The 25695-nt window shown below is 60.5% G+C and carries 25 protein-coding genes; 11 read left to right on the top strand and 14 right to left on the bottom strand.

Annotated features, from left to right (window positions below; all coding sequences use genetic code 11):
• Positions 1-122: 122 nt before the first annotated feature.
• From trpD to rpe, 5 genes are all read right to left on the bottom strand, one after another.
• Positions 123-1151, bottom strand: a complete 1029-nt coding sequence (gene trpD, locus J122_RS01245) for an anthranilate phosphoribosyltransferase (RefSeq protein ID WP_061330782.1) — start codon at positions 1149-1151, stop codon at positions 123-125.
• Between the two features lie 15 nt (positions 1152-1166).
• Positions 1167-1745, bottom strand: coding sequence for an aminodeoxychorismate/anthranilate synthase component II (locus J122_RS01240; RefSeq protein ID WP_061330781.1), 579 nt, complete (start codon positions 1743-1745; stop codon positions 1167-1169).
• A gap of 16 nt (positions 1746-1761) precedes the next feature.
• A complete protein-coding gene (gene trpE / locus J122_RS01235) occupies positions 1762-3249 on the bottom strand; it encodes an anthranilate synthase component I (RefSeq protein WP_061330780.1) in 1488 nt (495 codons plus the stop codon).
• Positions 3250-3485: 236 nt separating this feature from the next.
• Entirely contained in the window at positions 3486-4175 is a 690-nt protein-coding gene (locus J122_RS01230; protein WP_061330779.1) for a phosphoglycolate phosphatase, read from the bottom strand.
• Complete coding sequence (rpe, locus tag J122_RS01225) at positions 4172-4858, bottom strand: ribulose-phosphate 3-epimerase (protein WP_061330778.1); 687 nt, start codon at positions 4856-4858, stop codon at positions 4172-4174. Before rpe ends, J122_RS01230 begins: the two co-directional genes overlap by 4 nt.
• Before the next feature lie 95 nt (positions 4859-4953).
• On the opposite strand from rpe, the gene J122_RS01220 reads away from it, so the two are divergent.
• Entirely contained in the window at positions 4954-5877 is a 924-nt protein-coding gene (locus J122_RS01220) for a DUF3530 family protein (RefSeq protein WP_082780482.1), read from the top strand.
• A 30-nt stretch (positions 5878-5907) separates the two neighbouring features.
• Here the strand turns inward: J122_RS01220 and J122_RS01215 are convergent, their stop codons facing one another.
• From J122_RS01215 to J122_RS01205, 3 genes are read right to left on the bottom strand one after another with little or no spacing between them, the layout of a single operon-like run.
• Positions 5908-6663 (bottom strand): DnaJ domain-containing protein, encoded by a 756-nt coding sequence (locus tag J122_RS01215; RefSeq protein ID WP_061330776.1) that lies wholly within the window; start codon positions 6661-6663, stop codon positions 5908-5910.
• Entirely contained in the window at positions 6660-7352 is a 693-nt protein-coding gene (murU, locus tag J122_RS01210; RefSeq protein ID WP_061330775.1) for an N-acetylmuramate alpha-1-phosphate uridylyltransferase MurU, read from the bottom strand. The genes J122_RS01215 and murU overlap by 4 nt, the downstream gene beginning before the upstream one ends.
• Positions 7349-8395 (bottom strand): aminoglycoside phosphotransferase family protein, encoded by a 1047-nt coding sequence (locus J122_RS01205; protein WP_061330774.1) that lies wholly within the window; start codon positions 8393-8395, stop codon positions 7349-7351. Before J122_RS01205 ends, murU begins: the two co-directional genes overlap by 4 nt.
• 237 nt (positions 8396-8632) lie before the next feature.
• Between J122_RS01205 and J122_RS01200 the strand changes: the two genes are divergently transcribed.
• The 9 genes from J122_RS01200 to slmA all read left to right on the top strand — a co-directional run bounded on the left by J122_RS01200 (position 8633) and on the right by slmA (position 17170).
• The gene (locus J122_RS01200; protein WP_061330943.1) at positions 8633-10954 is read left to right on the top strand and encodes an LPS-assembly protein LptD; all 2322 of its coding nucleotides are present in this window, start codon (positions 8633-8635) and stop codon (positions 10952-10954) included.
• Positions 10955-11023: 69 nt separating this feature from the next.
• A complete protein-coding gene (locus J122_RS01195; RefSeq protein ID WP_061330773.1) occupies positions 11024-12367 on the top strand; it encodes a peptidylprolyl isomerase in 1344 nt (447 codons plus the stop codon).
• A complete protein-coding gene (pdxA, locus tag J122_RS01190; RefSeq protein WP_061330772.1) occupies positions 12364-13374 on the top strand; it encodes a 4-hydroxythreonine-4-phosphate dehydrogenase PdxA in 1011 nt (336 codons plus the stop codon). Before J122_RS01195 ends, pdxA begins: the two co-directional genes overlap by 4 nt.
• Positions 13371-14204, top strand: coding sequence for a 16S rRNA (adenine(1518)-N(6)/adenine(1519)-N(6))-dimethyltransferase RsmA (rsmA, locus tag J122_RS01185; RefSeq protein ID WP_061330771.1), 834 nt, complete (start codon positions 13371-13373; stop codon positions 14202-14204). The genes pdxA and rsmA overlap by 4 nt, the downstream gene beginning before the upstream one ends.
• The gene (locus J122_RS01180) at positions 14197-15000 is read left to right on the top strand and encodes a symmetrical bis(5'-nucleosyl)-tetraphosphatase (protein WP_061330770.1); all 804 of its coding nucleotides are present in this window, start codon (positions 14197-14199) and stop codon (positions 14998-15000) included. The genes rsmA and J122_RS01180 overlap by 8 nt, the downstream gene beginning before the upstream one ends.
• Positions 15001-15034: 34 nt before the next feature.
• Entirely contained in the window at positions 15035-15385 is a 351-nt protein-coding gene (locus tag J122_RS01175) for a DUF423 domain-containing protein (protein ID WP_061330942.1), read from the top strand.
• A gap of 17 nt (positions 15386-15402) precedes the next feature.
• Positions 15403-15603, top strand: coding sequence for a sulfur carrier protein ThiS (gene thiS / locus J122_RS01170; protein ID WP_058091456.1), 201 nt, complete (start codon positions 15403-15405; stop codon positions 15601-15603).
• Between the two features lie 51 nt (positions 15604-15654).
• Positions 15655-16464: a thiazole synthase gene (locus tag J122_RS01165; RefSeq protein WP_058091455.1), complete on the top strand. Its 810-nt coding sequence runs from the start codon at positions 15655-15657 to the stop codon at positions 16462-16464.
• Between the two features lie 118 nt (positions 16465-16582).
• Positions 16583-17170 carry a nucleoid occlusion factor SlmA gene (slmA, locus tag J122_RS01160; protein WP_061330769.1) on the top strand — a complete coding sequence of 196 codons (588 nt, stop codon included), beginning with the start codon at positions 16583-16585 and terminating at the stop codon, positions 17168-17170.
• Positions 17171-17691: 521 nt separating this feature from the next.
• Here the strand turns inward: slmA and J122_RS01155 are convergent.
• The 3 genes from J122_RS01155 to J122_RS01145 all read right to left on the bottom strand — a co-directional run bounded on the left by J122_RS01155 (position 17692) and on the right by J122_RS01145 (position 21309).
• Positions 17692-18516 (bottom strand): inositol monophosphatase family protein, encoded by an 825-nt coding sequence (locus J122_RS01155; protein ID WP_061330768.1) that lies wholly within the window; start codon positions 18514-18516, stop codon positions 17692-17694.
• Positions 18517-18566: 50 nt separating this feature from the next.
• Positions 18567-19862: a pyridoxal phosphate-dependent aminotransferase gene (locus tag J122_RS01150; protein WP_061330767.1), complete on the bottom strand. Its 1296-nt coding sequence runs from the start codon at positions 19860-19862 to the stop codon at positions 18567-18569.
• 130 nt (positions 19863-19992) lie between these two features.
• A complete protein-coding gene (locus J122_RS01145; protein WP_227510036.1) occupies positions 19993-21309 on the bottom strand; it encodes a substrate-binding domain-containing protein in 1317 nt (438 codons plus the stop codon).
• A 207-nt stretch (positions 21310-21516) separates the two neighbouring features.
• On the opposite strand from J122_RS01145, the gene J122_RS01140 reads away from it, so the two are divergent.
• On the top strand, positions 21517-22179 hold the full coding sequence (locus J122_RS01140; protein ID WP_061330766.1) for a response regulator transcription factor: 663 nt from the start codon (positions 21517-21519) through the stop codon (positions 22177-22179).
• Here J122_RS01140 and J122_RS01135 read toward each other — a convergent pair.
• The 3 genes from J122_RS01135 to J122_RS01125 form a co-directional block, all read right to left on the bottom strand.
• Positions 22148-23503: a sensor histidine kinase gene (locus J122_RS01135; RefSeq protein ID WP_061330765.1), complete on the bottom strand. Its 1356-nt coding sequence runs from the start codon at positions 23501-23503 to the stop codon at positions 22148-22150. The genes J122_RS01140 and J122_RS01135 overlap by 32 nt on opposite strands.
• 74 nt (positions 23504-23577) lie before the next feature.
• Positions 23578-24672 carry a lipase secretion chaperone gene (locus tag J122_RS01130; protein WP_061330764.1) on the bottom strand — a complete coding sequence of 365 codons (1095 nt, stop codon included), beginning with the start codon at positions 24670-24672 and terminating at the stop codon, positions 23578-23580.
• A 7-nt stretch (positions 24673-24679) separates the two neighbouring features.
• The gene (locus J122_RS01125) at positions 24680-25606 is read right to left on the bottom strand and encodes an esterase/lipase family protein (RefSeq protein ID WP_061330763.1); all 927 of its coding nucleotides are present in this window, start codon (positions 25604-25606) and stop codon (positions 24680-24682) included.
• Positions 25607-25695: the final 89 nt, after the last annotated feature.

Genomic DNA, 25695 nt, shown 5'->3' with positions numbered 1-25695 from the left:
TTTCCAAAACTCTCTGTAGCCAGGGATGGCTACAGCGAAGCCCTACAGGGACGTACTTGTGGGCGTGTTTTGGAAAGCCTCCCCGCAGCCGGTCGCCCAGCAGCAAAGTTAAAGGCGCGTGATCAAAAGCACTGTGAAAAATCCGCCAGCTCCGACATCTTGCCGGCAGCCAGGCCGGAACCCATCGCGTCCAGTGCCATGTCGACGCCCTCTTTGGCGGTCCTGGCCAAGCCGGCGACATAAATGGCTGCGCCGGCATTCAGGGCGATCATGTCTCGGGCTTTTTCGGTGGTTTCGTCGTGGCTGCGGCCGAAAGCGGCGCGAATGAGTTTCAGAGATGCATCGGCACCATCCACAGACAGACCCACCAACGACTGGCTCTTGATGCCAAGGTCTTCCGGGGTCAGATCGTACTCGGTGATTTCGCCGCTTTTCAGCTCCGCCACATGGGTGGACGACGCCAGGCTGATTTCATCCAGGCCATCTTTGGAATGCACCACCATAATGTGCTCTGCACCCAGGCGCTGCAGCACTTCCGCCATGGGCCGGCACAGTTCCCGAGAGAATACGCCAATCAGCTGACGAGTCACGCCCGCCGGGTTGGTCATCGGGCCAAGAATATTGAAGATAGTCCGGCAACCCAGTTCCCGGCGTGGGCCAATGGCGTGTTTCATGGCGCCGTGGTGGGCCGGGGCAAACATGAAGCCGACGCCGATCTGCTCTACGCAGCGGGCCACTTCCTCCGGTTTCATGTTCAGGTTGATGCCGGCTTTTTCAATCAGGTCGGCGCTGCCACTCTTCGATGACACGCCCCGGTTGCCGTGCTTGGCCACATACCCGCCAGCGGCGGCCACTACAAACGACGCGGCAGAGGACACGTTGAACAGGTTAGCGCCGTCGCCGCCGGTGCCGACGATATCCACCAGCGGGCTGGCGTTGACGGCGACCTTGGTGGCCAGCTCGCGCATCACTTCGGTGGCGCCGGTGATTTCATCGATGGTTTCGCTTTTCAGGCGCAGGCCCATCAGAAAGGCGCCGATCTGGGCGTCTGTGGCCTCGCCGTTCATCACGATGCGCATCACATCTTTCATCTCTTCCCGGGACAGGTCCAGATTGGAGGCAATGCGGTTCAGGGCTTGTTTCATGTCCATGGGGTGGGCCTCTTGTTATGTTCTCAGGAAGTTGCGCAGCAGTTCGTGGCCCTGTTCGGTCATGATCGACTCTGGGTGGAACTGCACGCCTTCAATGGGCAGGGTCTTATGGCGCACGCCCATGATTTCTTCAACGGAACCATCGTCGTTGCGGGTCCAGGCGGTGACTTCCAGGCAATCCGGCAGGGTGTTCTTGTCGATCACCAGGCTGTGGTAACGGGTGGCCTGCAGGGGGTTGTTCAGGCCCCGGAACACGCCCACGTCATTGTGGTACACCGCCGACACCTTGCCATGCATCACCTTGCCCGCGCGGATGATGTCGCCGCCGTACACCTGGCCAATGGCCTGGTGGCCGAGGCAGATGCCCAGGATTGGCAGTTTGCCGGCGAAGTGGCGAATGGCGTCCATGGAGATGCCCGCCTCGTTCGGTGTACAGGGGCCCGGGGAAATCACCAGTCGCTCCGGTTTCAGGACTTCAATCTGCTCAATGGTGATTTCGTCGTTCCGGTATACCTGCACATCGGCACCCAGCTCCGCCAGGTACTGCACCACGTTGTAGGTGAAGGAATCGTAGTTATCGATCATCAGCAACATAATCTGTTCCTCCGCCTCAATGGTCGTAGTCGTTGTAGGTCATGGCCACGGCACGGAAAATCGCGCGGCCCTTGTTCATGGTTTCTTTCCATTCGAGGCGGGGAATGGAGTCTGCCACCACGCCGGCGCCGGCCTGGATGTGCAGGGTGTTGTCCTTGATCACCGCAGTGCGGATAGCGATGGCGGTGTCCATGTTGCCGTTGAACGACAGGTAGCCCACGGCGCCGCCGTAGACGCCACGCTTCACCGGTTCCAGTTCGTCGATGATTTCCATGGCGCGGATTTTCGGGGCGCCACTCAGGGTGCCCGCTGGCAGGGTGGCGCGCAGCACGTCCAGGCAACTGGTGCCCTGTTTCAGGCGGCCGGTGACATTGGAAACAATGTGCATGACGTGGGAATAGCGCTCCACGATCATCTTGTCGGTCAGCTTCACGGTGCCGGTTTCCGATACCCTGCCGGCGTCGTTGCGGCCCAGATCGATCAGCATCAGGTGCTCGGCGATCTCTTTCGGGTCGGCCAGCAGTTCTTTTTCGAGGGCCTTGTCTTCGGCATCGGTGGCGCCGCGTTTGCGGGTGCCGGCAATAGGACGAACGGTGACTTCCTCGTCTTCCACCCGGGCCAGGATTTCCGGAGACGAGCCGACAATGTGGAAGTTTTCCAGATCCAGGAAGTACATGTACGGCGATGGGTTGAGCACGCGCAGCGAACGGTACAGGTTTAGCGGCGGTGCCTCGAACGGGATCGACATGCGCTGGGAGATAACGGTCTGCATCACGTCGCCGTCCAGTACGTAGCCCTTGATCTTGTCCACCGCCGCTTCGAATTTGTCCTGGCTGAAGCCGGAGATGAAATCGCTTTCGTCCACCACCTTGCCGCGCAGATGTTCCGGGGTGCGCGGGGCGTTGGCAGTCTGGCGGTGTAGCCGGTTTTCCAATTCGTCGATGCGGGCCTGTGCCGTTTGGTAGGCACCGTTAAGTGATGGGTCGGCGTGCACGATCAGGTGCAGCTTGCCTCGCAGGTTGTCGAACACCACGATTTCATCGGACACCATCAGCAGGATGTCCGGGGTGCCGATTTTGTCGGGCGGGCAGCTGTGGCGCAGGCGTTTCTCGATGTAGCGCACGGTGTCATAACCGAAGTAACCCACCAGGCCACCATTGAAACGGGGCAGTTCCGGCAGGTCCGGGGCGTTGAACCGTTGCTGGTAGTCGTCCACGAAAACCAGGGGGTCGTCCACTTCGGCCTGTTCAACCACCTCGCCGTTGCGGCTGACCTCAATGCGGTGGTCAAAAACTTTCAGCACTTCCCGGCTCGGCAGGCCAATAATGGAATAACGGCCCCATTTCTCTCCGCCCTGTACCGACTCGAACAGGTAGGAGTAGGGCCCACTGGCCAGTTTCAGATAGGTGCTGAGGGGCGTGTCCAGGTCCGCCAGTACTTCGCGGTATACGGGGATACGGTTGTAGCCGGCTTCAGCGAGCTCGTGGAATTGCTCGGGTGTCATGGTTCGGTTTCCTGAAATCTGATCTGCGTTTTGTCAGAACGGTGTTACACCGCTGTGACCGGTGGTGCGGGCAAGCAGGCATGCGCCATGGGCCCTGTGGCTTGCTCAGCCGGTGCGCCATCGCCACCATCGTGTTGCGCGGGTTGTCAGGATGCCTCGCGCTGCAGTCAGATTCAGTCCCTGCACGGCAGGAATCTCCCGAATGGATGTGTTCAAAGTAAAACGTCCTTGCGAGATTACAAAAGCTGGGCCAGCGAATCAACAACAGCGTCTGCGCCGAGGCTGTCTACCGGCCCGCCAAAATTGTAGCCATACCTCACGGCTACGCATGGGATGCCCGCCGCCAGGGCAGCTTTTACGTCGGCTTTGGAGTCACCGACCATCACCGTGGTACCACGGGTGCCGCCCAGTTGTTCCATGGCGTGCAGCAGCGGCGCTGGGTCTGGTTTCTTCACTGGCAGGGTGTCGCCGCCAACCGACAGCTCAAACCACCGGTCCAGGCCGGTTTTCTCCAGCAGTGGCTGAACGAACTGGTCCGGCTTGTTGGTCACCACGGCCATCCGGCAGCCCAGGCCTTTCAGGTGCTCAAGGCATTCGTTGACGCCGTCAAACACCACCGCATGGCGGCCGTTCAGTTGTCCGTAGGCGTGGTAGAAGATCGCCAGCGCGTCTTTGAACAGTGCGTCATCTTTGGGCGCGGCGGGTTCCCAGTCGGTTTTCCCGGCAAGGGCACGGCGCACCAGTACCGGGGCGCCATTGCCAACCCAGTTGCGTACTTTCTCAAGCCCGGCCGGGCTCCTGCCGAGGTGTTCCAGCATCTGGTCTACCGCAGCGGCCAGGTCGGGGGCGCTGTCCACCAGGGTGCCGTCCAGATCAAACAGGGCCACGCCCGGCCAGCGGGCGTTGAACAGACCTTTCAGGCTCATCCGCCAATCACCTTGCGGGCCTGCTCCAGTTCCTCGCGCATGGCGTCGATGGTGGCCTTGTAATCCGGGGTGTTGAATATGGCAGAGCCGGCCACGAAGGTGTCGGCGCCGGCTTCGGCGATTTCCCGGATATTGTCGGTTTTCACGCCGCCGTCGATTTCCAGGCGAATGTTGTAGTTGCTGGCATCAATCTTCTTGCGGGCTTCCTTGAGCTTGTCGAGGGTGCCGGGGATGAACTTCTGGCCACCGAAGCCCGGGTTTACCGACATCAGCAACACCATGTCGAGCTTGTCCATCACGTAATCCATGTGGCTCAGGGACGTGGCGGGGTTGAACACCAGCCCGGCCTTGCAGCCGCCGTCGCGGATCAGTTGCAGGGAGCGGTCTACGTGGTTGCTGGCTTCCGGATGGAAAGTAATGTAGCTGGCACCGGCGTCAATGAACATGCGGATCAGGTCATCCACCGGGGAGACCATCAGGTGCACATCGATGGGTGCAGTCACACCGTGCTTGCGCAGGGCCTCGCACACCATGGGGCCGATGGTCAGGTTGGGGACATAGTGATTGTCCATCACATCAAAGTGAACCACGTCGGCACCAGCGGCCAGTACGTTGTCGACTTCCTCGCCCAGGCGGGCGAAATCAGCGGAGAGAATGGATGGGGCAATCAGGTAAGGGTTCATCAAAGGCTCTCTTGATCAGGTGAGTTATCGGCGGCACAGGAACCCTGCTAGTCTATCAGTTTGCCAGGCATTTTCGCAGCGCGAGGTAAGCGGTTTTGATCACAGGTCGAGCAGGTATTGGGGTTCTCTGGTTGCTGTTGGCCGGGCTGGCATTGACGGTATCGGCCCAGGAGAGCGAGCCGGAACCGGGTCAGGGCACACAACAGGCTATGGAAAGCAGGGCGACGGCGGTGACCGGCCTGGGCGAGTGGTCGTTGGCCCGGATGTTTCCTGAGCGGGCGGTGTGGCTGGATCTGGATGACGATAGCCGGGCACTGGCGCTGTTCCAGCCAGAGCTGAAAACACCGGCACGTGGCGCGCTGATTGTGCTGGCAAACGAAGGGCAGACCGCGGCTGAAGGTCTGGCAGGCGGGCTTCTTGATACCCTGGCGGAGCGTGGCGTGGCAGTGATGACGCTGGGGCTTCGGCCGCCTCCGGAAAGTGTGGTTCGGCGCCGACAACAACGGCTGGTGCCAGAACCTCAGGAGCCAGCTCCGCCAGAGGATGACCAGCTGCAATCCTCGGTGATGATTGACGTGGCTGAGGAAGAAGCCCTGGAGGAGGTGATGTCAGACTACCGCAACTCTATCCGCGAGCTGCTGGATGCCGCCGCTGGCGAGCTGCAGCGGCGCGGATACGAGCGCCCGGCGGTGTCGGGTATTGGCTGGTCGGCCGATTATGTGACGGCCTGGGCACTGGGCCAGGGGGCGTTGTCCGGGGTGATCTGGCTGGCGCCACGTTTCTCCGGTGAAAGGTTGCCGGAATTGCCCGCTATGTTGTCGGCAGACAGGCCGTGGCGGGTTCTCGACCTGCACGCCATGGATGACGCCGGCCGGCATCCGGCGGTTGCGCGGGCGGCTGCCCTGGCGCGGGAGCAGGTCAGTGGTTATCGGCGCCAACCCATGGCATTGTCAAACCCACCACAACGGGCCGATGCGGAGCGGGTGGCCAGCCGGATTCAGGCCTGGATGAATCGATGACCGGGACAGCATCGGCGGCGCAACATCTGATTAAAGCGGCCGGTGGCGCTGCTTGATCAGTTCCCAGGCCTGCTGGTAGCGAAGCAGTCGATCCTTGGCCATGGCCAGTTCTGATGGTGTCAGTTTCTGCTGGGCGAGTTTGTCTGGATGACATTCGGACACCTTCTTTCTGTAGGTCCGTTTGATGGATTCCAGGTCGTCCCGTCGGGTCACACCGAGGATCTGGCAGGCCTGTTCATAGGTATCCGGTTTGGCTGCAGGGCCGGCGTTACGGATCCAGACTTTGCTGGCGTAGCTTTCAAAGATGTCGTCGCTGACCGCCACGGGCAGGCCGATGTGGTCGATGGCATCTTCGCAGCGGTAGCGCCGGGCTTTGCCGGGCTGGCCCAGTACCTGGGCACCGTGGCACAGGCAGATGGCCGTCTTCAGGGCTGGTCCGGGCCATATCGCTGCCAGCAAACGGAACAGCAGGCCCTGCCTCAGGGGTAGCTGGCTGGCGGCCTTGCCCCGCTGGAACTGATCAATCGCCTTCTTGCGTTGGCGGTTGGAAAGGCCAAGGGCTTTCATCAGGGCCTCGGCGTAACGGATGTCTGCTTCCATCACCCGGCCGTCGGCCTTGGCAATGTAGCCGAGGAAAAAGAACAGGGGTTTGCGGCACCAGCGCGGCAGCCTTGCTCTCTCCATCAGGGTGCTGGCCTGGTGCCCGCAACTGGACAGCTCTTTGAGCAGGTCGGAGAACACCGACTCCAGTCTCGCGGGTAACGGTGGCGTGCTGGGTTTGCTCATGCCTGGTGCCTGCCGTCGGCGAGTTGCCTGTCCAGCTTGGCCAGTCTGGCCGGGGTACCAACATCCACCCAGCGGCCACCATGATAGAGGCCCCGAACCTGATGGCTTGCCATGGCCTTGCGAAGCACCGGGCCCAGCTTGCCGGATGTGTCATCCAGGCCATCGAACAGCTTTCGATGCAGCAGGCTGATACCGGTGAATGTGAGTTTGCTGCCGCCGCTTGTGATCAGGGCGCCATCGGCTTCAAGGTGAAAATCCCCCTCCGGGTGGTGCTCGGGGTTATCCGTCATCACCAGAACGGCAAGGCAGTTATCCTGTTCCGGAGGCTGCAGGTCCGATAACGAGACATCGCTCCAGATGTCGCCATTGATCACCAGAAACCAGTCGTCTCCCCGGTCGGTAAGCAACGGCAGCGCCCGGACGATGCCGCCGGCGGTTTCCAGTGGCTCGCCCTCGGCCGAGTAGCGAATGCTCAGGCCAAACTGCTTGCCATTGCCCAATTGCTGCTCTATCTGCTCACCCAGCCAGGCGTGGTTGATGACGACGTCGCGGAAGCCCGCGTCACGCAGGTGTTCCAGGTGATGAACGATCAGCGGCTTGCCGCCGGCGACCAGGAGTGGTTTCGGGGTGGTCAGGGTCAGCGGGCGCATGCGTTCGCCCTTGCCGGCGGCCAGGATCATGGCTTTCACAGCTGGCTGCTCTCCTGCCTGGGAACGGGGCCAATGCGCTGTTCAATGGCGGGCAGTACGCGGTCGCACAGCCATTCATGGAAGTGTCGGAGCGCCGGTTGCCGGGCGCTGGCATCTCGCAGGTAAGAAACGGTGCGGGGGATGTCGTCCAGGTATCCGGTTTTACCATCCCGGATTGCCAGGCGGGCAAAGATACCGGCGGCCTTCAGGTGCCGTTGCATGCCCATCAGCTCAAACCATTGCCGAAAGGTATCCGGGTCTGCGCGATGCAGGCCGGCCGCGAGGCCGGCTGTGCGGAAATATTCGAGCCAGTCGGCGATCTGGTGTTCGGGCCAGCGCACGTAGCAGTCTTTCAGCAGGGAAACGACATCGTAGGTGACCGGTCCGCGCACCGCGTCCTGGAAATCAATCACCCCTGGGCGCTTGCTGCCAGCCAGTACCAGCAGGTTCCGGGAATGGTAGTCCCGGTGCACCGTGACCTCGGGTTGCGCCAGGGCGCTCTCCTTCAGGAGCGCAAAGGTGGTGTCCAGCAGTGCCCGTTCCTGGTTGCTCAGTGTCAGTTGCAGGTGTTGCTCCAGCAGCCAGTCGGGGAACAGCGCCATCTCCCTGTCCAGCAGCGCTTCATCGTAAGGTGGCAGCGGGTAATCGCCCGGCGAGGACACCTGACCGATCTTGACCAGCTCATCCAGTGCCTGCCGGTACAGTGTCTCGGCGTTGGCCTGGGCCAGGGCCGGCAGCATCAGCTGGTCGCCAAAGTCTTCCAGCAGCAGGAAGCCCAGGGCCAGGTCTTCAGCGGCAATGGCGGGGACCATAATGTCCTGCTGGCGCCAGTGTCGGGCGATGGCCACAAACGGCCGGCAGTCTTCGTGCTCGGGAGGGGCATCCATAACGATAAACGGCACCGGGGTTTTGCCAGTGGTGCTTTGCCAAACCCGGAAGTACCGGCGGAAGCTGGCGTCACCGGAAACCGGCTCGGGGCTGGCAGTTTCAAAACCGGGTATGTGCCTGACCCATTCGGTCAGCCGTTGCAGGCGGATATCCATGATGATGCTGCGCTTCCTGAGTTCAATGACTGAGTGCAAACGTTAGCAGAGCAGTATAAAGAGCGTAAAACGGATTTGCAGCGGTGTTTCCGTTAACAAGCCCGTGGGGCGCGTGTAAACTAGGCAGCTGTTTTTCTTCAAGCCCCATTCACCCGGAACAGGAACTTCGCTACCGTGCCCAGCCGTTACCGTTACCTGTCGTGGCCCCAGCACCGGTTCGCCAGGCTCCTGTTGGCAATGGCGCTTTTGCCTGTTTCCGGAGTAGCAAACGCCCAGGAGCAGGCTCCCAGTGCGGCGGAAATCGACTGGCGCCCCCGTAGTGAGCTGCCGCCCGAGGTGAGGGATCGATTACCGGTATTTTGTGAAGGCGGATACCTGCCATCGTCGTCGGCTGGCGGCCAGATGCCCTTGCTGTCCGGAGCGGAGACCGGCGGGGCACCGCTGGAGGCCAGCGCCCTGAACGCCCGCTATGAGCTGAATTCCGAGTTGTTCCTGCAGGGCGATGTGCGCCTGCGCCAGGGTGAATTCCAGGCTACAGGTTCTGAAGCCCGTTATAACCAGCAAACGGGGGAGCTGGACCTTGTCGGTCCGCTGGTCAGCCGTGGCGACGGGTTTTTACTGACCGGCGACAGCGCCCGTTACTCGGTGGAGTCCGGGCAACTGGACATCAACACCGCCACCTTCCTGCTGCATGACGCCGAGATGCGGGGCCGGGCATCGTCGTTGTCCCGGGTGGGGGAGCACCAGGTGCTGATCACCGATGGCATGCTGACCACCTGCGGGCCTCATCAGAACGACTGGTCTATTGTTGCTTCCGATATTGCCCTGGATCAGGAGGAAGGATTTGGCACCGCCCGCCACGTTCGCCTGGAAGTGTTGGATACCCCGGTGTTCTACTGGCCCTACATCACCTTTCCCATTGATGACCGCCGCAAGACCGGTTTCCTGTACCCCCAGTTCGGTTCCTCCAGCGCCGGCAGTGGCGGCTATCTGGCCTTACCGTATTACCTGAACCTTGCACCTCATTACGATGCCACCCTGACACCCCAGTACATTCATGGTCGTGGGCTGTTTACCGAAGTAGAAGGGCGTTACCTGAGTCGCTTTGGTGAATCGGTCCTGCAACTGGGTTATATCGACAACGATTCCGCCTTCAAGGCTGACAATCCAGGCGAGGGTGGCGATCGCTGGGCACTGGATTTCACCACCCGGGCCCGGTTTGGCGGGGGTTGGACCGGTTACGGGGACTACTCGGTGGTCTCTGACCAGGACTACCTCAGTGACCTCAACCGCTCCCTGGAAATCGATCAGGCAACGCACCTGCAACGTCGCGGGGGTGTGCGTTATTCCGGCAATAACCAGTATTTCGATGCCTACCTGAACGGTTACCAGACCATCCGGGACCGGATCGCCGATGTCGACAAGCCCTACGCCCAGTTGCCGGAGATTCTTTACGCCGGAACCGGCGAATTCGGGCACGTCGAGGCCAATCTCGAGAGCCAGTACACCTGGTTCTATCGCGACAACGAGAATCTGACCGGCCTGGACCGGGCCAACGGCCAGCGGGTTCGGGCCATTCCGGAACTGGCCCTGCCTGTGCGCAGGCTCTGGGGTTTCACCCGGCCGTCGGTCAGTCTGGATTACACCCGCTATGACCTGGAAGATTACACTCAGGGCAGCGGCAGCTTTGACCGAACGGTGCCGGTGTTTGAGTGGGATAACGGGCTGTATTTCGATCGCCGCTCCAGCCTGTTCGATGTGCCGTACAACCAGACCCTGGAGCCCCGGCTTTATTACGCCTGGGCCGATGCCGATGCTGACCAGAATCACATCCCGGACTTTGATACCGGGCTCAAGAGTTTCCGCTTCGACCAGTTGTTTGAGCGGGATCGCTTCACCGGCGGTGACCGGGTGGGTGACGCCAACCAGTTGACCGTCGCCCTGACCAGCCGGTTCAATGACTTGGTGACCGGGGCGGAGCGTGCCAGGGTCAGCATCGGGCAGGTGCGCTATTTCGATGATCGGGAAGTGGATCTGTTCGGCCAGGGAGCCTCCGACAGAAGCCGCTCACCGCTGGCCGGTGAGCTGGTATTGAATCCGCTGGAGAATCTGGAGATTCGCAGTGCCGGCCTGTGGGACCCCGACACCCAGCAAACTGAAGAAGGCCGAAGCCAGCTAATCTACCACTCACAGGATTATCGTTACCTGGCCACCCTGGGCCACACCTACAGCCGACCAGACGAGCTGGAACAGAGTGATGTTGGTGTTGTTTTCCCAGTGACCAACCGCGTCAGCGGGATCGGCCGCTGGGTTTATGATTCCGGCCTGGACCGGACGGTTGGTACCCTGGCGGGTATTGAATATAACAACTGCTGCTGGAGTGTTCAGGTGGTTCACCAGAACTACCTGACGGACGATGAACAGCTGGACAACCGTGTGCTGTTCCGCATTGAACTGAAAGGGCTCGGGGGTAGTGGTGGCGCTTCCGACAATATTTCTGATGCCATCTACGGCTATGACGAACGCGAGCGCCGCCGTTTTGGAACTCCGCGCCGTTAAAACGAACCAATGTCATCAGCCAGCCTGTTCCGAAGGCCTGGCTGGGAATGTACACATCAAGAGGTGATTATGAAGGCGACGTTACGCCACGGACTGACACTGCTGCTGACCATGGCCATGCTGGCTGTGTCGGTTTCTGCCCACGCCGAGCGACAAGTGCTGGACCGGGTGGTTGCCATTGTGGATGACGATGTCATCCTCCAGACCGAACTGGATGCGCGGGTGAATACCATTGTTGGCCGTCTCAGCGCCCAGGGCACCGGCCTGCCGCCCCGGCAACTGCTGGAAGAGCGGGTATTGGAACAGCTGATTTCCGAGTCTCTTCAGTTGCAGATGGCGGACCAGATGGGGATGCGCATCAGCGATAACGAGCTGAACGAGACCCTGGCTAATATTGCCCGTAGTAACGGCTTGAGCCTGGAGCAGTTTGAAGAGCAACTGGCGGAAGAGGGCGTTACCTACCAGCAGGCCCGGGAACAGATCCGTAATGAAATGTTGTCTGGCCGGGTGCAGCAGCGCCGGGTTGGCAACCGGGTCCGTATCACTGACCGGGAGGTTGAGAATTACCTGCAGGCCCAGGCCGGCCGGGGGCCGGATGCTGAGGAATACCGCCTGGCTTATATCTTTATCCAGGTAGATGACCCCGGTAACGAGGATTCCGTTGAGCAGGCTCGCGCAAAAGCGGAAAACCTGCGCCAGCAGATCATCGATGGTCGCGACTTCCGGGAAGTGGCGGTTGCCGAATCGGATGCCGGAAACGCCCTTGAAGGCGGCGATATGGGCTGGCGTACAGAGAGCCAGTTGCCGTCCCTGGTTGCGCCGGTGGTGCCGAACATGGAAGTAGGCGTGCCCTCAGAGGTGCTTGAGAACAACAGCGGTTTTCACCTGGTGACGGTGATGGACAAGCGTGGTGGCGAACAGCTGACGGTGATCCAGCAGCACCGGGTGCGTCATATCCTGATTCGTCCCTCCCAAGCGGTAACCGAAACCCAGGCTGAAAACCGCATTCGCGATATCTACCAGCAATTGCAGGACGGCGCGAACTTTGCGGCCCTGGCCCGGGAGTTGTCGGATGACCCGGTGTCCGGCTCTGATGGCGGCAACCTGGGTTGGGTCAGCCCCGGCCAGATGGTTCCGGCTTTCGAGCAGGCCATGATGGAGGCCGATGTGGGCGAGATTTACGGGCCGGTGCGGTCCCAGTTTGGCTGGCACATTCTTCAGGTAGAAGAGCGCCGGCAACAGGACGTGACTGCTGAAAACCGGGAGTCCCAGGCCCGGCAAGCTATCTACCAGCGCAAGTTCGAAACCGAACTTCAGAACTGGCTCAGGGAAATTCGCGATGAAGCCTTTGTCGAGTTCAAAGGGGACTACGCCGATCTGAACCCGGCCAGTGAGGAAAACAACGCGTCATGACGACACCGGTGATTCTGGCTTTGACCGCCGGCGAGCCAGCGGGCATCGGGCCGGAACTGTGCCTGCAACTGGCGCTTGAACCGCGCCAGGCTGGTATCGTGGTGGTGGCTTGCAAAACGCTGCTGGCAGATCGTGCCCGGCAGCTTGGCCTGGCCGTAGAGTTACACGACTGGCACCCGGGCCAGACGCCGGACACCCGGGCTGGCCATGTGTCGGTGTGCCATGTGGAAGGCTGCGCGTCTACAGTCGCGGGCCGGTTACACGCCGGCAACAGTCAGTATGTGCTCGATACCCTGACCACCGCCGCCAGGGGCTGCCTGAACGGCGATTTTGACGGTATGGTGACCGCGCCGGTTCACAAAGGCGTGATCAACGAAGCCGGAATCGCGTTCAGCGGCCACACCGAGTTTCTGCAGGAACTCTGCGGTGTTGAACGGGTGGTGATGATGCTGGCTACTGAGGAATTGCGGGTGGCGCTGGTAACCACCCACTTACCCCTGAAGGACGTATCTGCGGCCATCACCCCCGAACGGTTGACCCAGGTAACGCGCATTCTCAACGCCGACCTGAAAACCTTCTTTGGCATTGAAAAACCACGGATCCTGGTGGCTGGGCTGAACCCACACGCCGGCGAGGGTGGCCATCTGGGCCGGGAAGAAATCGAGGTGATCGAGCCGACCCTGGATAAACTCCGGGCCGAAGGTATTAAACTGACCGGCCCGCTGCCGGCCGATACCCTGTTCACCCCACACTGGCTGGATAACGCTGATGCCGTGCTGGCCATGTACCATGACCAGGGCCTGCCGGTACTGAAATTCCAGGGCTTTGGCCGGGCCGTTAACATCACCCTGGGCCTGCCCATTGTCCGCACCTCGGTAGACCACGGCACCGCCCTGGACCTGGCCGGCACCGGCAAGGCCGACGCCGGCAGCCTGCACACCGCCATTCGCGTAGGCGAACACATGGCCCGCTGCCGCCGGGCGGCTATTGCCGGAGAGTCATCATGAGTAACCATCCGGGCCACAAGGCCCGTAAACGTTTCGGCCAGAACTTCCTTCATGATCCGGGCGTGATCGAGAAGATTGTCCGGTCGATCAATCCGAAACCGGACGATGCCATCGTCGAGATTGGTCCTGGTCTCGGTGCGATCACCGAAGAGATTCTGGCGGTTAATCCGCGCCTGCAGGTGGTGGAGCTGGACCGGGACCTGATTCCGGTGCTGCGCACCAAGTTCTTCAATTATCCCGAGTTCCGGATTCACGAAGCCGATGCCCTGAGTTTCGATTTCAGCCAGCTGGTGGTCGATGGTCGCCCACTTCGAATCGTCGGCAACTTACCCTATAACATCTCAACGCCGCTGATCTTCCACCTGCTGGCGCAGTCCGGGGTGGTTCGGGACATGCACTTCATGTTGCAGAAAGAAGTGGTGCAGCGGCTGGCGGCCACGCCGGGCGACAATAATTATGGCCGACTGGGTATCATGGCCCAGTACTTCTGCAAGGTGCAGCCGCTGTTTGAAGTGGGCCCGGGGGCTTTCCGGCCGGCTCCGAAAGTGGATTCCGCCATCGTCCGGCTGGTGCCTCACAAAGAATTGCCGCACCCGGCCAAGAACCTCAAGACCCTTCAGGCCGTGGTGCGCACCGCCTTCAACGCGCGCCGGAAAACCCTGCGCAAGGCACTGGCGGCCCTGGTGACGGTGGAACAGTTGCAGTCTGTGGGCATCAACGACGGCCTGCGGCCGGAAAACCTGAGCCTGGCCGACTACGTCAAGATTGCCGACCTGCTGGCGGACTCCGGCCCGCTTAACGTCGAGGTAGATGAGGTAAGTAATGACTGACTACGCCATTGGCGATATTCAGGGTTGCTATGAACGGTTGCGGGATGTTCTGGCGAAAGTGGATTTTTCGCCCTCCCGGGACCGGCTCTGGGTGGCGGGCGACCTGATTAATCGCGGGCCCGCCTCACTGGAAACCCTGCGTTACATTGAAAGCCTGGGCGACGCTGCCGTGGTGGTGTTGGGGAATCACGATTTGCACTTGCTGGCGGTTGCCCTGGGGGGCCACAGCCCGAAGCGCAAAGACACCCTGCACGATATCCTGGATGCACCGGACCATGACCGTTTGATCCATTGGCTGCGTCAACAATATCTGTGCGTGCACGACGAGAAACGTAACCTGGTTATGGCCCATGCCGGGCTGCCTCATATCTGGAGCGTGGACCAGGCAGTGGCCTGCGCCAGGGAAGTAGAAGCGGTGATCCGGGGCGACCAGGCGCAGGACTATTTCAGCCAAATGTATGGCAATCAGCCGGAGCGCTGGTGTGATACCCTCACCGGTATGGACCGTTGGCGGGCGATCACCAACTACTTCACCCGGATGCGCTTTATCGCTGAAGACGGCAGCCTGGAGCTGGCCACCAAGGAGTCGGCGGATAATGCACCGCCGGGCTTCGCACCCTGGTTTACCTACCCCCGGCAAGATGACGTAAAGGTGATCTTCGGCCACTGGGCTGCGCTGGAAGGCAACACCGGCAGCGACCGGTTTATCGGCCTGGATACCGGCTGTGTCTGGGGCGGCGCCTTGACGCTGATGAACCTGGATTCCGGGGAGCTGATTCACTGTGACTGCGCTTAAACCCTCAGAAGCGGTGATTCGCTGGGCTCTGGTGATGGGTGCTGTGGGCGGCCTGTTGGCGGTGATGGCGGGTGCCTTCGGAGCCCACGGTTTGCGCCAAGTGGTGAGCGAGCGGGGCCTGGAAGTGTTCCAGACCGCCGTCAGTTACCAGATGTATCACGCCTTGATACTGGTGGCGGCGAGCATGATGCCGGCCCTGGGCTTGTCCCGGCGACTGCTGGGTATTGCTTGCGGCTTCTGGCTCGCAGGCATTGTGCTGTTCAGCGGCAGCCTGTATCTGCTGGTGTTATCCGGCCATCACTGGCTCGGGCCGGTTACGCCCATTGGCGGTGTCTGCTTCATGATTGGTTGGGCCCTGCTGGTTGCTGCGGCCCTGAAAAAGTAACGGAGGTGATCCGAACCATGCAGGTTCAGGTAAATGGTGAGCACATGGAACTCCCCGGTGGAGCAACCATTGCGACCTTGATTGAGCATCTCACGCTGGCCGGAAAACGGGTCGCGGTTGAGGTCAACGAAGATATTGTGCCCCGCAGTCAGCACCCGAGTTTCACCCTGAGCGATGGCGACCGGGTGGAAGTGGTGCACGCCATCGGCGGCGGTTAAGTTTGCGTTCAGCTGAACGCGCCCCCTCTTTTCACTGAACTCAGGTAGGTTATGACAGATACCCCGGAAATCCAGCTCCCCGAAGACAAACCCCTGGAAATTGCAGGCAAGGTGTACCAGTCCCGCTTGCTGGTGGGCACTGGCAAGTATCACGACCTGATGGAAACCGGCCACGCCATCGAAGCCAGTGGTGCCGAGATTGTGACCGTGGCGGTGCGCCGTACCAACCTCGGCCAGAACCCGGACGAGCCGAACCTGCTGGATGTCATTTCCCCGAGCACCTACACCATCCTGCCCAACACAGCCGGCTGCTACACCGCCAAAGACGCGGTACGCACCTGCAAGCTGGCCCGGGAGCTGCTGGACGGCCACGACCTGGTGAAACTGGAAGTGCTGGGTGAACACAAAACCCTGTACCCCAACATGCCGGAAACCCTGACCGCCGCCGAAGAGCTTATCAAAGACGGTTTCAAGGTGATGGTGTACTGCTCCGACGACCCGCTGCTGGCCATGCGCCTGGAAGAAATGGGCTGCGTGGCCATCATGCCCCTGGGTGCGCCTATCGGCTCCGGCCTTGGCATCCAGAACCGCTACAACATCCGACTGATCGTCGAGAACGCCAAGGTGCCGGTACTGGTCGACGCGGGCGTTGGCACTGCCTCGGATGCCACCATCGCGATGGAGCTGGGCTGCGACGGCGTACTGATGAACACCGCCATCGCCCAGGCCAAAGACCCGATCAAAATGGCCAACGCCATGCGCCTGGCCATCGAAGCCGGCCGCGAGGCCTACCTTGCTGGACGTATGCCGAAGAAGCTTTACGCCAGTGCGTCGTCGCCGATCGACGGCACGTTTTTCTAAAAGAATATAAAACGTTAGCCACGGACGGCACGGACTGACACGGGTAGAAAGATAATCCCAGTGTCCGAGCAGGTCCGTGTTGTCGGTGGCCAAAAAAACAGAGCGCTGTAGTACTGATATGACCACTCAGAAACCCAGCCGGCGGGAGACCATCCTGCAGGCCCTTGTTGAATTGCTGCAAAATGACCCGGGGGCCCGGATCACCACCGCCGGCCTGGCCAAAACCGTGGGCGTTACCGAAGCGGCCTTGTACCGGCACTTTCCCAGCAAACGCAAAATGTTCGAGGCCCTGATCGAATTTGCCGAGGAGGCGGTGTTCTCCCGCTGCCAGGTGGTGTTGCAGGAGCAGGAAGATGTGCGGGTTCGCCTTCAGCAGCTGGTGCATCTGGTGCTGGTGTTCGCAGAGCGTAACCCGGGTTTGTGTTGCGTGCTTACCGGCGATGCCCTGATGGGCGAAGACGAGACACTGCGCAAACGCGCGTCCCAGTTCTTCGAGCGCCTGGAAACCCAGTTCCGTCAGACCCTGAAAGAGGGCGAAATCCGCCAGAGCCTGCGGCCTCGAACCAGCGCGGCTCGCGGTGCAGATTTTGTGATGGTGTTCCTCGAAGGCCGCATCCAGCGGTTCGTTCGTTCCTCATTCTCCCGTTTGCCTTCGGCTGATTTCGACGAGGCTTGGAGCTTGGTTTCCGAAGCTGTTTGGGGTTGAGGCTTGGTGTTCGTCTACCCCTAGCCTGATCTGTTTGGTGGTTAGGCATTGGCTGGGGGCCCTTTCCCGAAAACGCTACGAGCACCCGCAAGCGGGTCCAGCCAGCAATCACAGATTGCTGTCGTTCGGCTGCGCATGAAGCTTCGCTTCATAAACGCTTGCCTCACCCATGTGCGCTTCGCTCCGGCCATCCCTGGCCTTCGAGATTCTGCGAAGGCAAACCCCGCCCACAACGATCGGATTTCGGTGATATACCCAATTCACTGAAACCGAACTGGATTTATCGCTGGTTTACAGAGAAAAGTGGCGCTGTTAATGCGATTCCCGTGAAGTTCGAAAGGCACTGGCTGGAGGCCCTTTCCCGAAATCTCGGAGGCCAGGGATGGCCGGAGCGAAGCGCACATGGATGTGCTCGTAGCGTTTTCGGGAAAGGGCCTCCAGCCAGTGCCTAACCGCGCAAAATCGCAGGCTAGGCAGATCTAAACTCCCAACCCAAACCGGCAGAAACAAAAAAAACGGCCTCAGTCATAACCCGAAGCAGAACGGAGTATGGACCGCACGGGTTCCCATACCGCCGGTGCAGAGATCAGGATGTCGCGGCCCCAGAGATCGGCCGGGTAGCCATCGGGCACGTCGCCGAAGTGGCCGACGGTGGCGCCGGCTTCCCAGGCAATTAGGCGGGCGGCGGCGAAGTCCCAGGGGCTGACGTTCTCGTAGTAGATATCCAGACGGCCACAGGCCACCCAGCAGATGTCCAGGGCCGCCGAGCCAATGCGGCGCAGGTCCCGGCATTGGTGAATCATGGCATCCAGTCGGCGCACCAGCGGTTCCAGATTGTCCTTGGTGTAGGGGAAGCCCGTGGCAAACAGGCTTTGCCGGGGTTCCGTTGCGCCGCTGTGGCGAATGGGCTGGCCGTTTAACGTAGCGCCTTCGCCCTTGGTGGCCCGAAAGGTTTCGCCCGGAAAAGGCGCGTGCACCACACCCACCTGAACCTGGCCGCGCTCCGCATAGGCAATGGACACCGCCACCTGCGGGTGACCGTAGGCGTAGTTTACCGTGCCGTCGATGGGGTCGATGATCCACAGCGGCGTGTCCAGCTCTTCTGCCTGGGACAGGTCCGGCATGGTTTCTTCAGACAGGATGCGGTGATTGGGAAAGCGTTCGCGGATGGCGCCGGTGATGAATTCGTCGGCCATCACATCAGCGTGGGTAACCAGTTCCGTTTGCTGCTTGTAGTCGGTGCGCAGGGTGTTTTCCTGGCGCTCGTGGCGGATCAGCTCGCCGGCCTCCCTGGCCAGGGCTTCGGCAAAATCGGTGATTTCGCGCAGAGAAACGGAATCAGACATGGCACCCCCAGTTGAACAACGTGAGGGTGCCAGTTTAGCACGGCGCGGCTTTACAGGCTGCTCAGCCACTTCTCCATCTTGTCCATGGCCAGCACAATGCGCGGGCAGGCCTGTTTGACGAAATCGTCACCCAGCGCCTGCTCAGCATAGTCGCCACCGGCCAGGGCGAGGGCCTGGGTGCCGTCGAAGTCGACGAACGCGAGGCGCGCGCCCAGGTGGTCCGGCACAAAGCCGAAGTCACTGGAGGGCAGGATGGCCACGCCGGTGTCCTCCAGCAGAGCGGTGCAGAACGCCTGGGCGGTCTTGATATCCCTCCGGGCCAGTCTGTCGCTGAAGCTGGAGAAATCCGGGAACAGGTAGAAGGCCCCCTCCGGCTTTTGCACCACGGCACCCATGGCGCTCAAACGGGTGTAAACGTATTCACCCACCACTTTCAGCACCCGACGGGACTGTTTCAGGTACTCGTCGATGTCTTCGCCACCGTCAAAGGCGGTGATGGCGGCATGCTGGATGGGCGCTGCGGTGGAGGTGAAGGTCTCACTGGCAATGATGGCCATGGCATCCTGTAGCGGGCGCAGTTCCGGCGGGAAGATGAAGGCACCAAGGCGCCAGCCGCCGGCACCCAGCCACTTGCTCATGCCGGTGCTGATGATGGTGCCTTCCGGGTAATAACGGGCGATGGATTTATGCTTGCCCTCAAAGTGCACTTCACCGTAGATCTCATCCGATAACAGTATCAGGTTGTACTTGCGCGCCACGTTGGCGATGGCCAGCAACTGGTCGTCGGTGTAGGTGCAACCGGTAGGGTTGGACGGGTAATTCAGGATCAGGATACGCGGGCGCGACGGGTCGTCCCGGCAGATGATGTCCAGTTCTTCCGCCGTCAGCTGCCAGTTGTTTTCCGCGTGGGTGGGCAGCCAGTGTACCGAGCGGCCGATGATTCGCGCCTGAGGCGCATAGGATACCCAGCTCGGGCGCGGAATCAGCAGGTCACCGTAGTAGGCCAGCTGCAGAATAAACAGCAGCTCTTTCGAGCCCGGGCCAATCAGCACGTCTTCCCAGGTGCAACGCATGCGCTCGGCCCGGTTAATGTAACCGGCAATGGCCTCGCGCAGGCCCTTGAGGCCTTTCACCGGCAGGTAATCTTTCTCGTGGGCGTGCTCTTTGAGGGCATCAACCACGCGCTCGGGCACCGGGAATGGCGACTGGCCCAAGCCAAGTTTGATGATGTCCTTGCCCTCGGAACGTAGCTGGTTGCTCAGCTCGTTGATCCGCAGGGTGGAAGAGGGCTGAATGCCCCGAACGTTCAGGTTGATGGCGAAGCGGTGGTCTTTTTTGATGTCCATTGTCCCGGTCTGTTGGTTGGTGGTGACAACGGCAGTATAGGAAACCCAAACATATCTGTGATACCAGTGCGGATAGGGGATTGCCGAAGGCTTGGGCGAAACTTTCGTCGAACCCCCTGTCTATCCGGTGCTATCGGTCTTTGATCCAGACTTCCACTCGGCCGTTACGTTGATTGCCGGTGCCGCCCACCGGCATATAGTGTCCATAACCAGTGTAGGCGACCCGGGGCAGGCCTGCCTCGTTTAACGCCTTGCGTACAGAGAGCGCCCGCAGTTCGGAGATCATCTGGGCCCTCAGTTCATGGCTCTGGGTGTCGGCGAAGCCGATCAGCAACAGGTCTTCCGCTGAGCGTCCTTGCGCTTCGAGATAATGCTTCACTCGCATCAGGTCCCGTTGTGCCTTGTTGTCCAGTTTGGTGTGGCCCTCGGCAAACCGGAAGTTTACGGTCAGCCGTTGGTAGTTCTCGGTCAGGCGACGGAAGGTGAGCGGCACGGAGGCATCGAAGTCCGGCTTCACCGCAATCGGGTTCTGGGAAATAAACCCGGATTCGGCCACCAGGGCCTGGCCGTTGGTGCCCAGGGCAAACTCGATCAACTGAGCGGCCAATTCCGGCGTGCGATCACCCATGGTGTACATGAACAGCCGCCTGGACAACGGGTAGTCCTCACTGGCGACGGTCAGTTGGTTCGGTTTCAGGGCCGGTGCGTTGCCGTCGGAAACTGCCAACAGCTTGCTGTTGCGTACCGAGGCCAGGCCTGAGAAACCGATTCCACCCGGGTCTCGGGACACATCATCAGAGAGCTGATCATTGGATTCGTAACGCATTGCCGAAGGATCCAGCGGGTATTTCTTGCCAAGCACGAGGGATTTGAAGGTGTCCCAGGTGCCGGAGCGGTCGTCCCGCGCGTACAGGGTGATAGCCCGGTTACTGCCTCCGAGCTCTGACCAGTTGCGAATCTCACCGGCAAAGATCTGGCCAATGGTGTCGATGCTGAGTTGATTGATCGGATTGGATGGGTGCACCAGGATGGCGAGGCCATCAATGGCGATCACATGCTCGCTTTCCAGCGCGGTGAGATCGGCTTGCGCGCGCACTTGGTCGGCCTCGGATGGCTTCACCGGTCGGGACGATGCCCAGATGCCGGCCCGGCCGCTGGCGAGGGTTCGAAAGCCGGTGCTCGAGCCATGCGCCGCCACCAGAACACTGAGATTGCGGCCGCCGGCGTTGGCACTGAGGATCTGTTCATTTTCCTCACCAGTGGGCCGGCTGCTGGGGTTGTCGTCGCCCAGCTGCTGTAGATACCCGGAGACCAACATGGGGGCCAGTGTGGCGCCAACGGTGTTCGACCCGTGAATTTCAAGCTCATGGGCGGATGCCGGAGACAGCATGACCGCCGCGAGAACGAACAGGCAGAGAGTGAAAAACTTCCTTGGTGGTTTCGCCATTAGTTGAAAAACCTATTTATAACAGATGGTTGAATAAGGGGAAGCATGCTTCAGAATTATGACATTTGTGTTTCAGTCGGTTGCAGTGAGCGGATAAGAACAGGCACCTATGTAATAAAGTGTTAAGCAGGCCGCTGAGTGATTGGTCTGGCTGGCTTATAGTGGCGTATCCCCGGAAACAAAAATAAACAGTGCGGGAGACTGTGAATGATTGCGACAACGCTTGGTCGGGGTGCCGAATCCGCCCCGGCATCGGCAGTATCACTCTTCGGGAGGGTGCTGTTGGTGGACGACCATGCGCTGTTTGCTCAAGGACTGGCGGGTCTGATTCAGCAGGAGATGCTGGCAGCGCAGGTGAAAATTGTCTCGTCGGTTGAACAAGCTGCCGATGCCCTCAGGCACGATGACAACATTGATCTGGTGCTGCTGGATGTCGCCCTCAACGGTGAGGTGGGGCTATCTCTGTTCGCCCGGCTGTCTGGTCAGAGTGCCAAACCGCCCATTGTCATTATTTCCAGCAGCGATGACGAAGGGACGGTGCGGGCCGCCAGGGCCGCCGGTGCCAAAGGTTTTCTTGCCAAATCCGCAAGCAGGGCATCACTGGTGCGAATGATGCGAGCAGTGGGACAGGGGCAGAGCTACTTCCCCGGTGGCCTGACGGCTTTCGCTACTGACGACCTTCCCCTGACGCCAAGGCAGCGGGAGGTATTGGCCCTGCTGGCTCAGGGTTTCCCCAACAAACGCATCTGCCAAAGCCTGGACCTGACTGAACACACCGTGAAAACCCACCTGAAGGCGATCTTCACCCAGCTCGGTGTTCACAACCGGACAGAGTGCGTTAACAAGGCCCGGGCGCTTGGCTGGTTGTAGTGGCCGGTAGCTCAACCCAGAACACGCTACCCTGTTTAGGCCGGGAGTCGACACCGCACCGGCCATTCATCAGGCCGGTGAATTCCCGGACGATGGTCAGCCCCAAACCAAGCCCCGGGCAGGGCGCCGGGCTGGTGCCACGAACGTAGGGCTGGAACAACTGCTCCCCCAGCTCTGGCGCCACCCCTTTGCCGTTGTCGGCTACCTGTAGCCTTACCCTGTGGTCCTGGCATTGGCTGCTGACGGTGATGGTATTGCCACCGCTATGGTCGGCCGCATTGATCACCAGGTTCTGCAGTATACGCAGCAACAGGCCCGGGTCAGCCAGAACGGGATAACCGGCAGGCTGTGGTTCAATGGTCAGAGTGATATTGTGTTGGCCGAGCGTCTCGTTCATCAGGTCGTGTAGTTCCTGAACCATGGCTTCGAGGCTGACCGGCACTATTTCTGGTTGGATCATTCCTTCACTCAGGCGAGCGCTGTCGAGCACGGTTCCGAGCAGGCGGCGTAGCTGGGCCACCATATCTTTGACTTGAGCAATGACCGAGCTCTGATGGCCATCCTGTTCGCCTGGTTTCAGATTTTCCAGGGTGATGTAAATAGCATTCAATGGCTGGCGCAGATCGTGGCTGGCGGCGGTAATCAGTTCGGTCTTCCGCCGGCTTTCAGCTTCAGTAGCCTGGTGCATCAGGTCCAATAGCTGGCGGTCCAGAAAGTGCGCGCGATGCCGGTATTCACTGACCCAGGAGCCAATCATGCCGATGGCGTTTGCGGTCAACAGAAAGAAGCCATTGCTCAGGACGGCGGGGGTGGGCGTGCCGGCAAAGGCCTCTGTGCTCAGATAGGCGATGACCAGCAGGCTGGAGGCCACAGCGGCAGTTTTGAAAGGAAGGCCCATGGCGAAATAGCCAAACATGAGCATCAGGATCATGCCCTCATAGGGCAGCGGATAGTCCTGTTTTCGGGCCGCCAGGATGATGGCGATCACGCCGACACCACCAACAAGGTAGGCGGCGGTATACAGTTTCTCGAACGTCTGGTCTGAAGGCTTGTCCTGATAGGCGAGGATGAGCACCAGGATGATTATCGGGCAGACCACGGCCAGGCGAACCCCGGCGGTTATACTGGCCAGCTCCGGAGGCAGGGTGAGAATGTCTACGATCGCATAGACCAGGTACAGGGCCAGGCCGGCAATCGACACGGGCCTTGCCCGTTGCCGAATCATGGCTGACCTGGATTCCCGGTAAACGGGCTCCAGCCTGGGGGTAAAGTTCAGAGACCTGAAGCCCAGCGCTTGCTGTTGTTGGATTTGTTCAGCGTTCATATCGGGTCCTACTGCGTCTTCGCCCGATTGTAATACGCGGCAGCGCCGAGTTCAGGCGCTTCCGCACATTATGATCAGCTTTGATCCAGCAGCTTCAGTCTTGCCCAGGTCTGTTCCTGTTCATCCTGGAAGTGTTGCTGTAACAATTGTTCCTGATGTTGCTGTTGTTCGGCGTCCACGAGACCGCCGGCAACGCTGCTTTGCAGGTCCTTCCGGAAGCTTTCGAACCGAGCCTGGAAGGCTTCCTGTTGCTGGAGGTAACTGACCACGCCGTCAACGCTCTGGCGATCAAGCCCCAGCTCGGTGAGTCGTTGTCCCGCCGCTTCCGGGGAGGTGGCCGACTCCACCGCGAGAACCCGTTCCTGGTGCTGTTGTGCGCTGGCTTCCAGCCGTTGTTCGGTGGATTTCAGGGTGCCTGGCAGCTGGTTGCGGTGCCATTCCACCAGGGCCTGTTTGCCCTGATCGGTCAGGTCGGCCCGCTGCTGAATGGCAAGCGTGGCCAGGGTATATTCGCTGTAGGCTTCTTCCATGCCGAAGAAGGCTTGATGAGCGTCGGGTGCGAAGGTTTGTTGCCGCAGACCCTTCAGCTGAGCCAGGGCATTACCCAGAGCAGAAAGCTGATAGGCCGGTTCATGCTGGCGGGCCGGGTCCAGTTCGGTTTGCATGACTTCCAGAGAAGCCTGTTTGTAAGCCAGATATTGATCCAGCAGGGCCAGGGCTTGCTGTGCGGCGGGTTCTGGCAGGTGTTGGCGGGCCATTTGCTGAATCTGGCCGATGGCGGTTTCCGGTGATACCTCGCCGGCGGTGCTCAGGAAATAATCGAAGAAATCCCTGACCTCCAGATTCACGATCAGCTGACCGTTGTCGTCCGCCTGCAGAACGCCGTCTATATCGGTACCCTGCAGTGAGGGCGCAAACGGGTTGGGACCCAGGGACTCCGGGGTTCGGGTTTCAGCAACCGGTGCGCTGGGGGCGACAATGGCCGTCGGGGCAAGGCTGGTTGAACCAGACTGCTGAGCGGCCTTTTCAGTTGCCTGCTGAGGTGTTGTGTTGGCGGTGCCCGTATCTGCTTGCGGCGTCAGTGCCCACCAGAGGCCACTGCCGGCCACAACGGCCAGCAGCGCCCCGGGAAGCACCCATCGACGCAATGCGATGGGTTTGTTCGTCATACTGTTCTCACAATCCGCGGTTCTTCAAACGGTTGGCGTGGCTGCGGTACAGGCTGACCGGATTGGTCCAGAGTGAGCGTGCACCCAGCAGGTGGTTGATGGCATCGACATGGTTCATGTCGTAGTGGGTGCCGATCACATTGCCCATCATGGTGGAGCAAACGCCCACCAGGCCATCACTAGGCTCACTGCCGAAGGCGAGAGAGGTTACTCCCAGGAACGGATCGGTGATGTCGAACACGTTGGTCCAGATGCCGCGCCCGGTCCAGGAGAAGAACTTCACCCGGTTGCCGTTGATCCAGACGTCCTCATCGGTGCCAGCGCAGGCATTTCGGTTAACCCCTTTCCAGCCCAGGGCGTTGTTCAAGCTGGTGGTGCCCGGGGTGGTGAGGGTTTCCAGCGCGGCCACGCCATCCTGCGGGTTGTTGGAACCGGACAGAGCGTTGATCAGTCCGCCGAGAGCATTGGCGATGGCGTCCACCCCACCTTCCACGTAGCTGCCGGGAGGCAGTATGCCCCGGATGACATCGGCGACTTTCGACCCCTTGTTAACACCATTGATGGAGGTAACAGAGGCAATGCGGTGGGGAATCAGGGAGGCGGTTACCCGGGAGGTGGGCGCGCCCTGGCTGTGGGCCATCAGGTTGACCTTGGAGTGACCAAGACTGTTTACGTAGTTGGCCAGCTGTTGTCCGCGCTGTTCACTGCTATTCACAAACGAAACACTGGCGGTGTAGACCTTTGCGCCACTGCGCTCAAGGTTCCAGGGGATGGTATGGAAATAGTTGACCAGACCACCGATGGTGTTGAAACCGGTCACACCGTGAACCAGCACAATCGGGTGGCGGGTCTGGGTGTAACTGGCGTGGCTCACCATTGAGAAGACCAGCATGAGGGCCGCGGCCATCAGCCGGAAAGGCATGGCAATTCGCATAAAAGACTCCTGTTGTTTTTGTTGGTTGTCGTAATGCAACGAGGAGTATTGCCCGGCGGTCGGGTCTGGCGTAATCGCCCATTTGGGTG

The organism is Marinobacter excellens LAMA 842 (genome assembly GCF_001574445.1).
GTDB classification, from domain to species: domain Bacteria; phylum Pseudomonadota; class Gammaproteobacteria; order Pseudomonadales; family Oleiphilaceae; genus Marinobacter; species Marinobacter shengliensis.
Note: the sequence above shows the minus strand (reverse complement) of the source record. Positions and strands in the feature narration are given on the sequence as shown.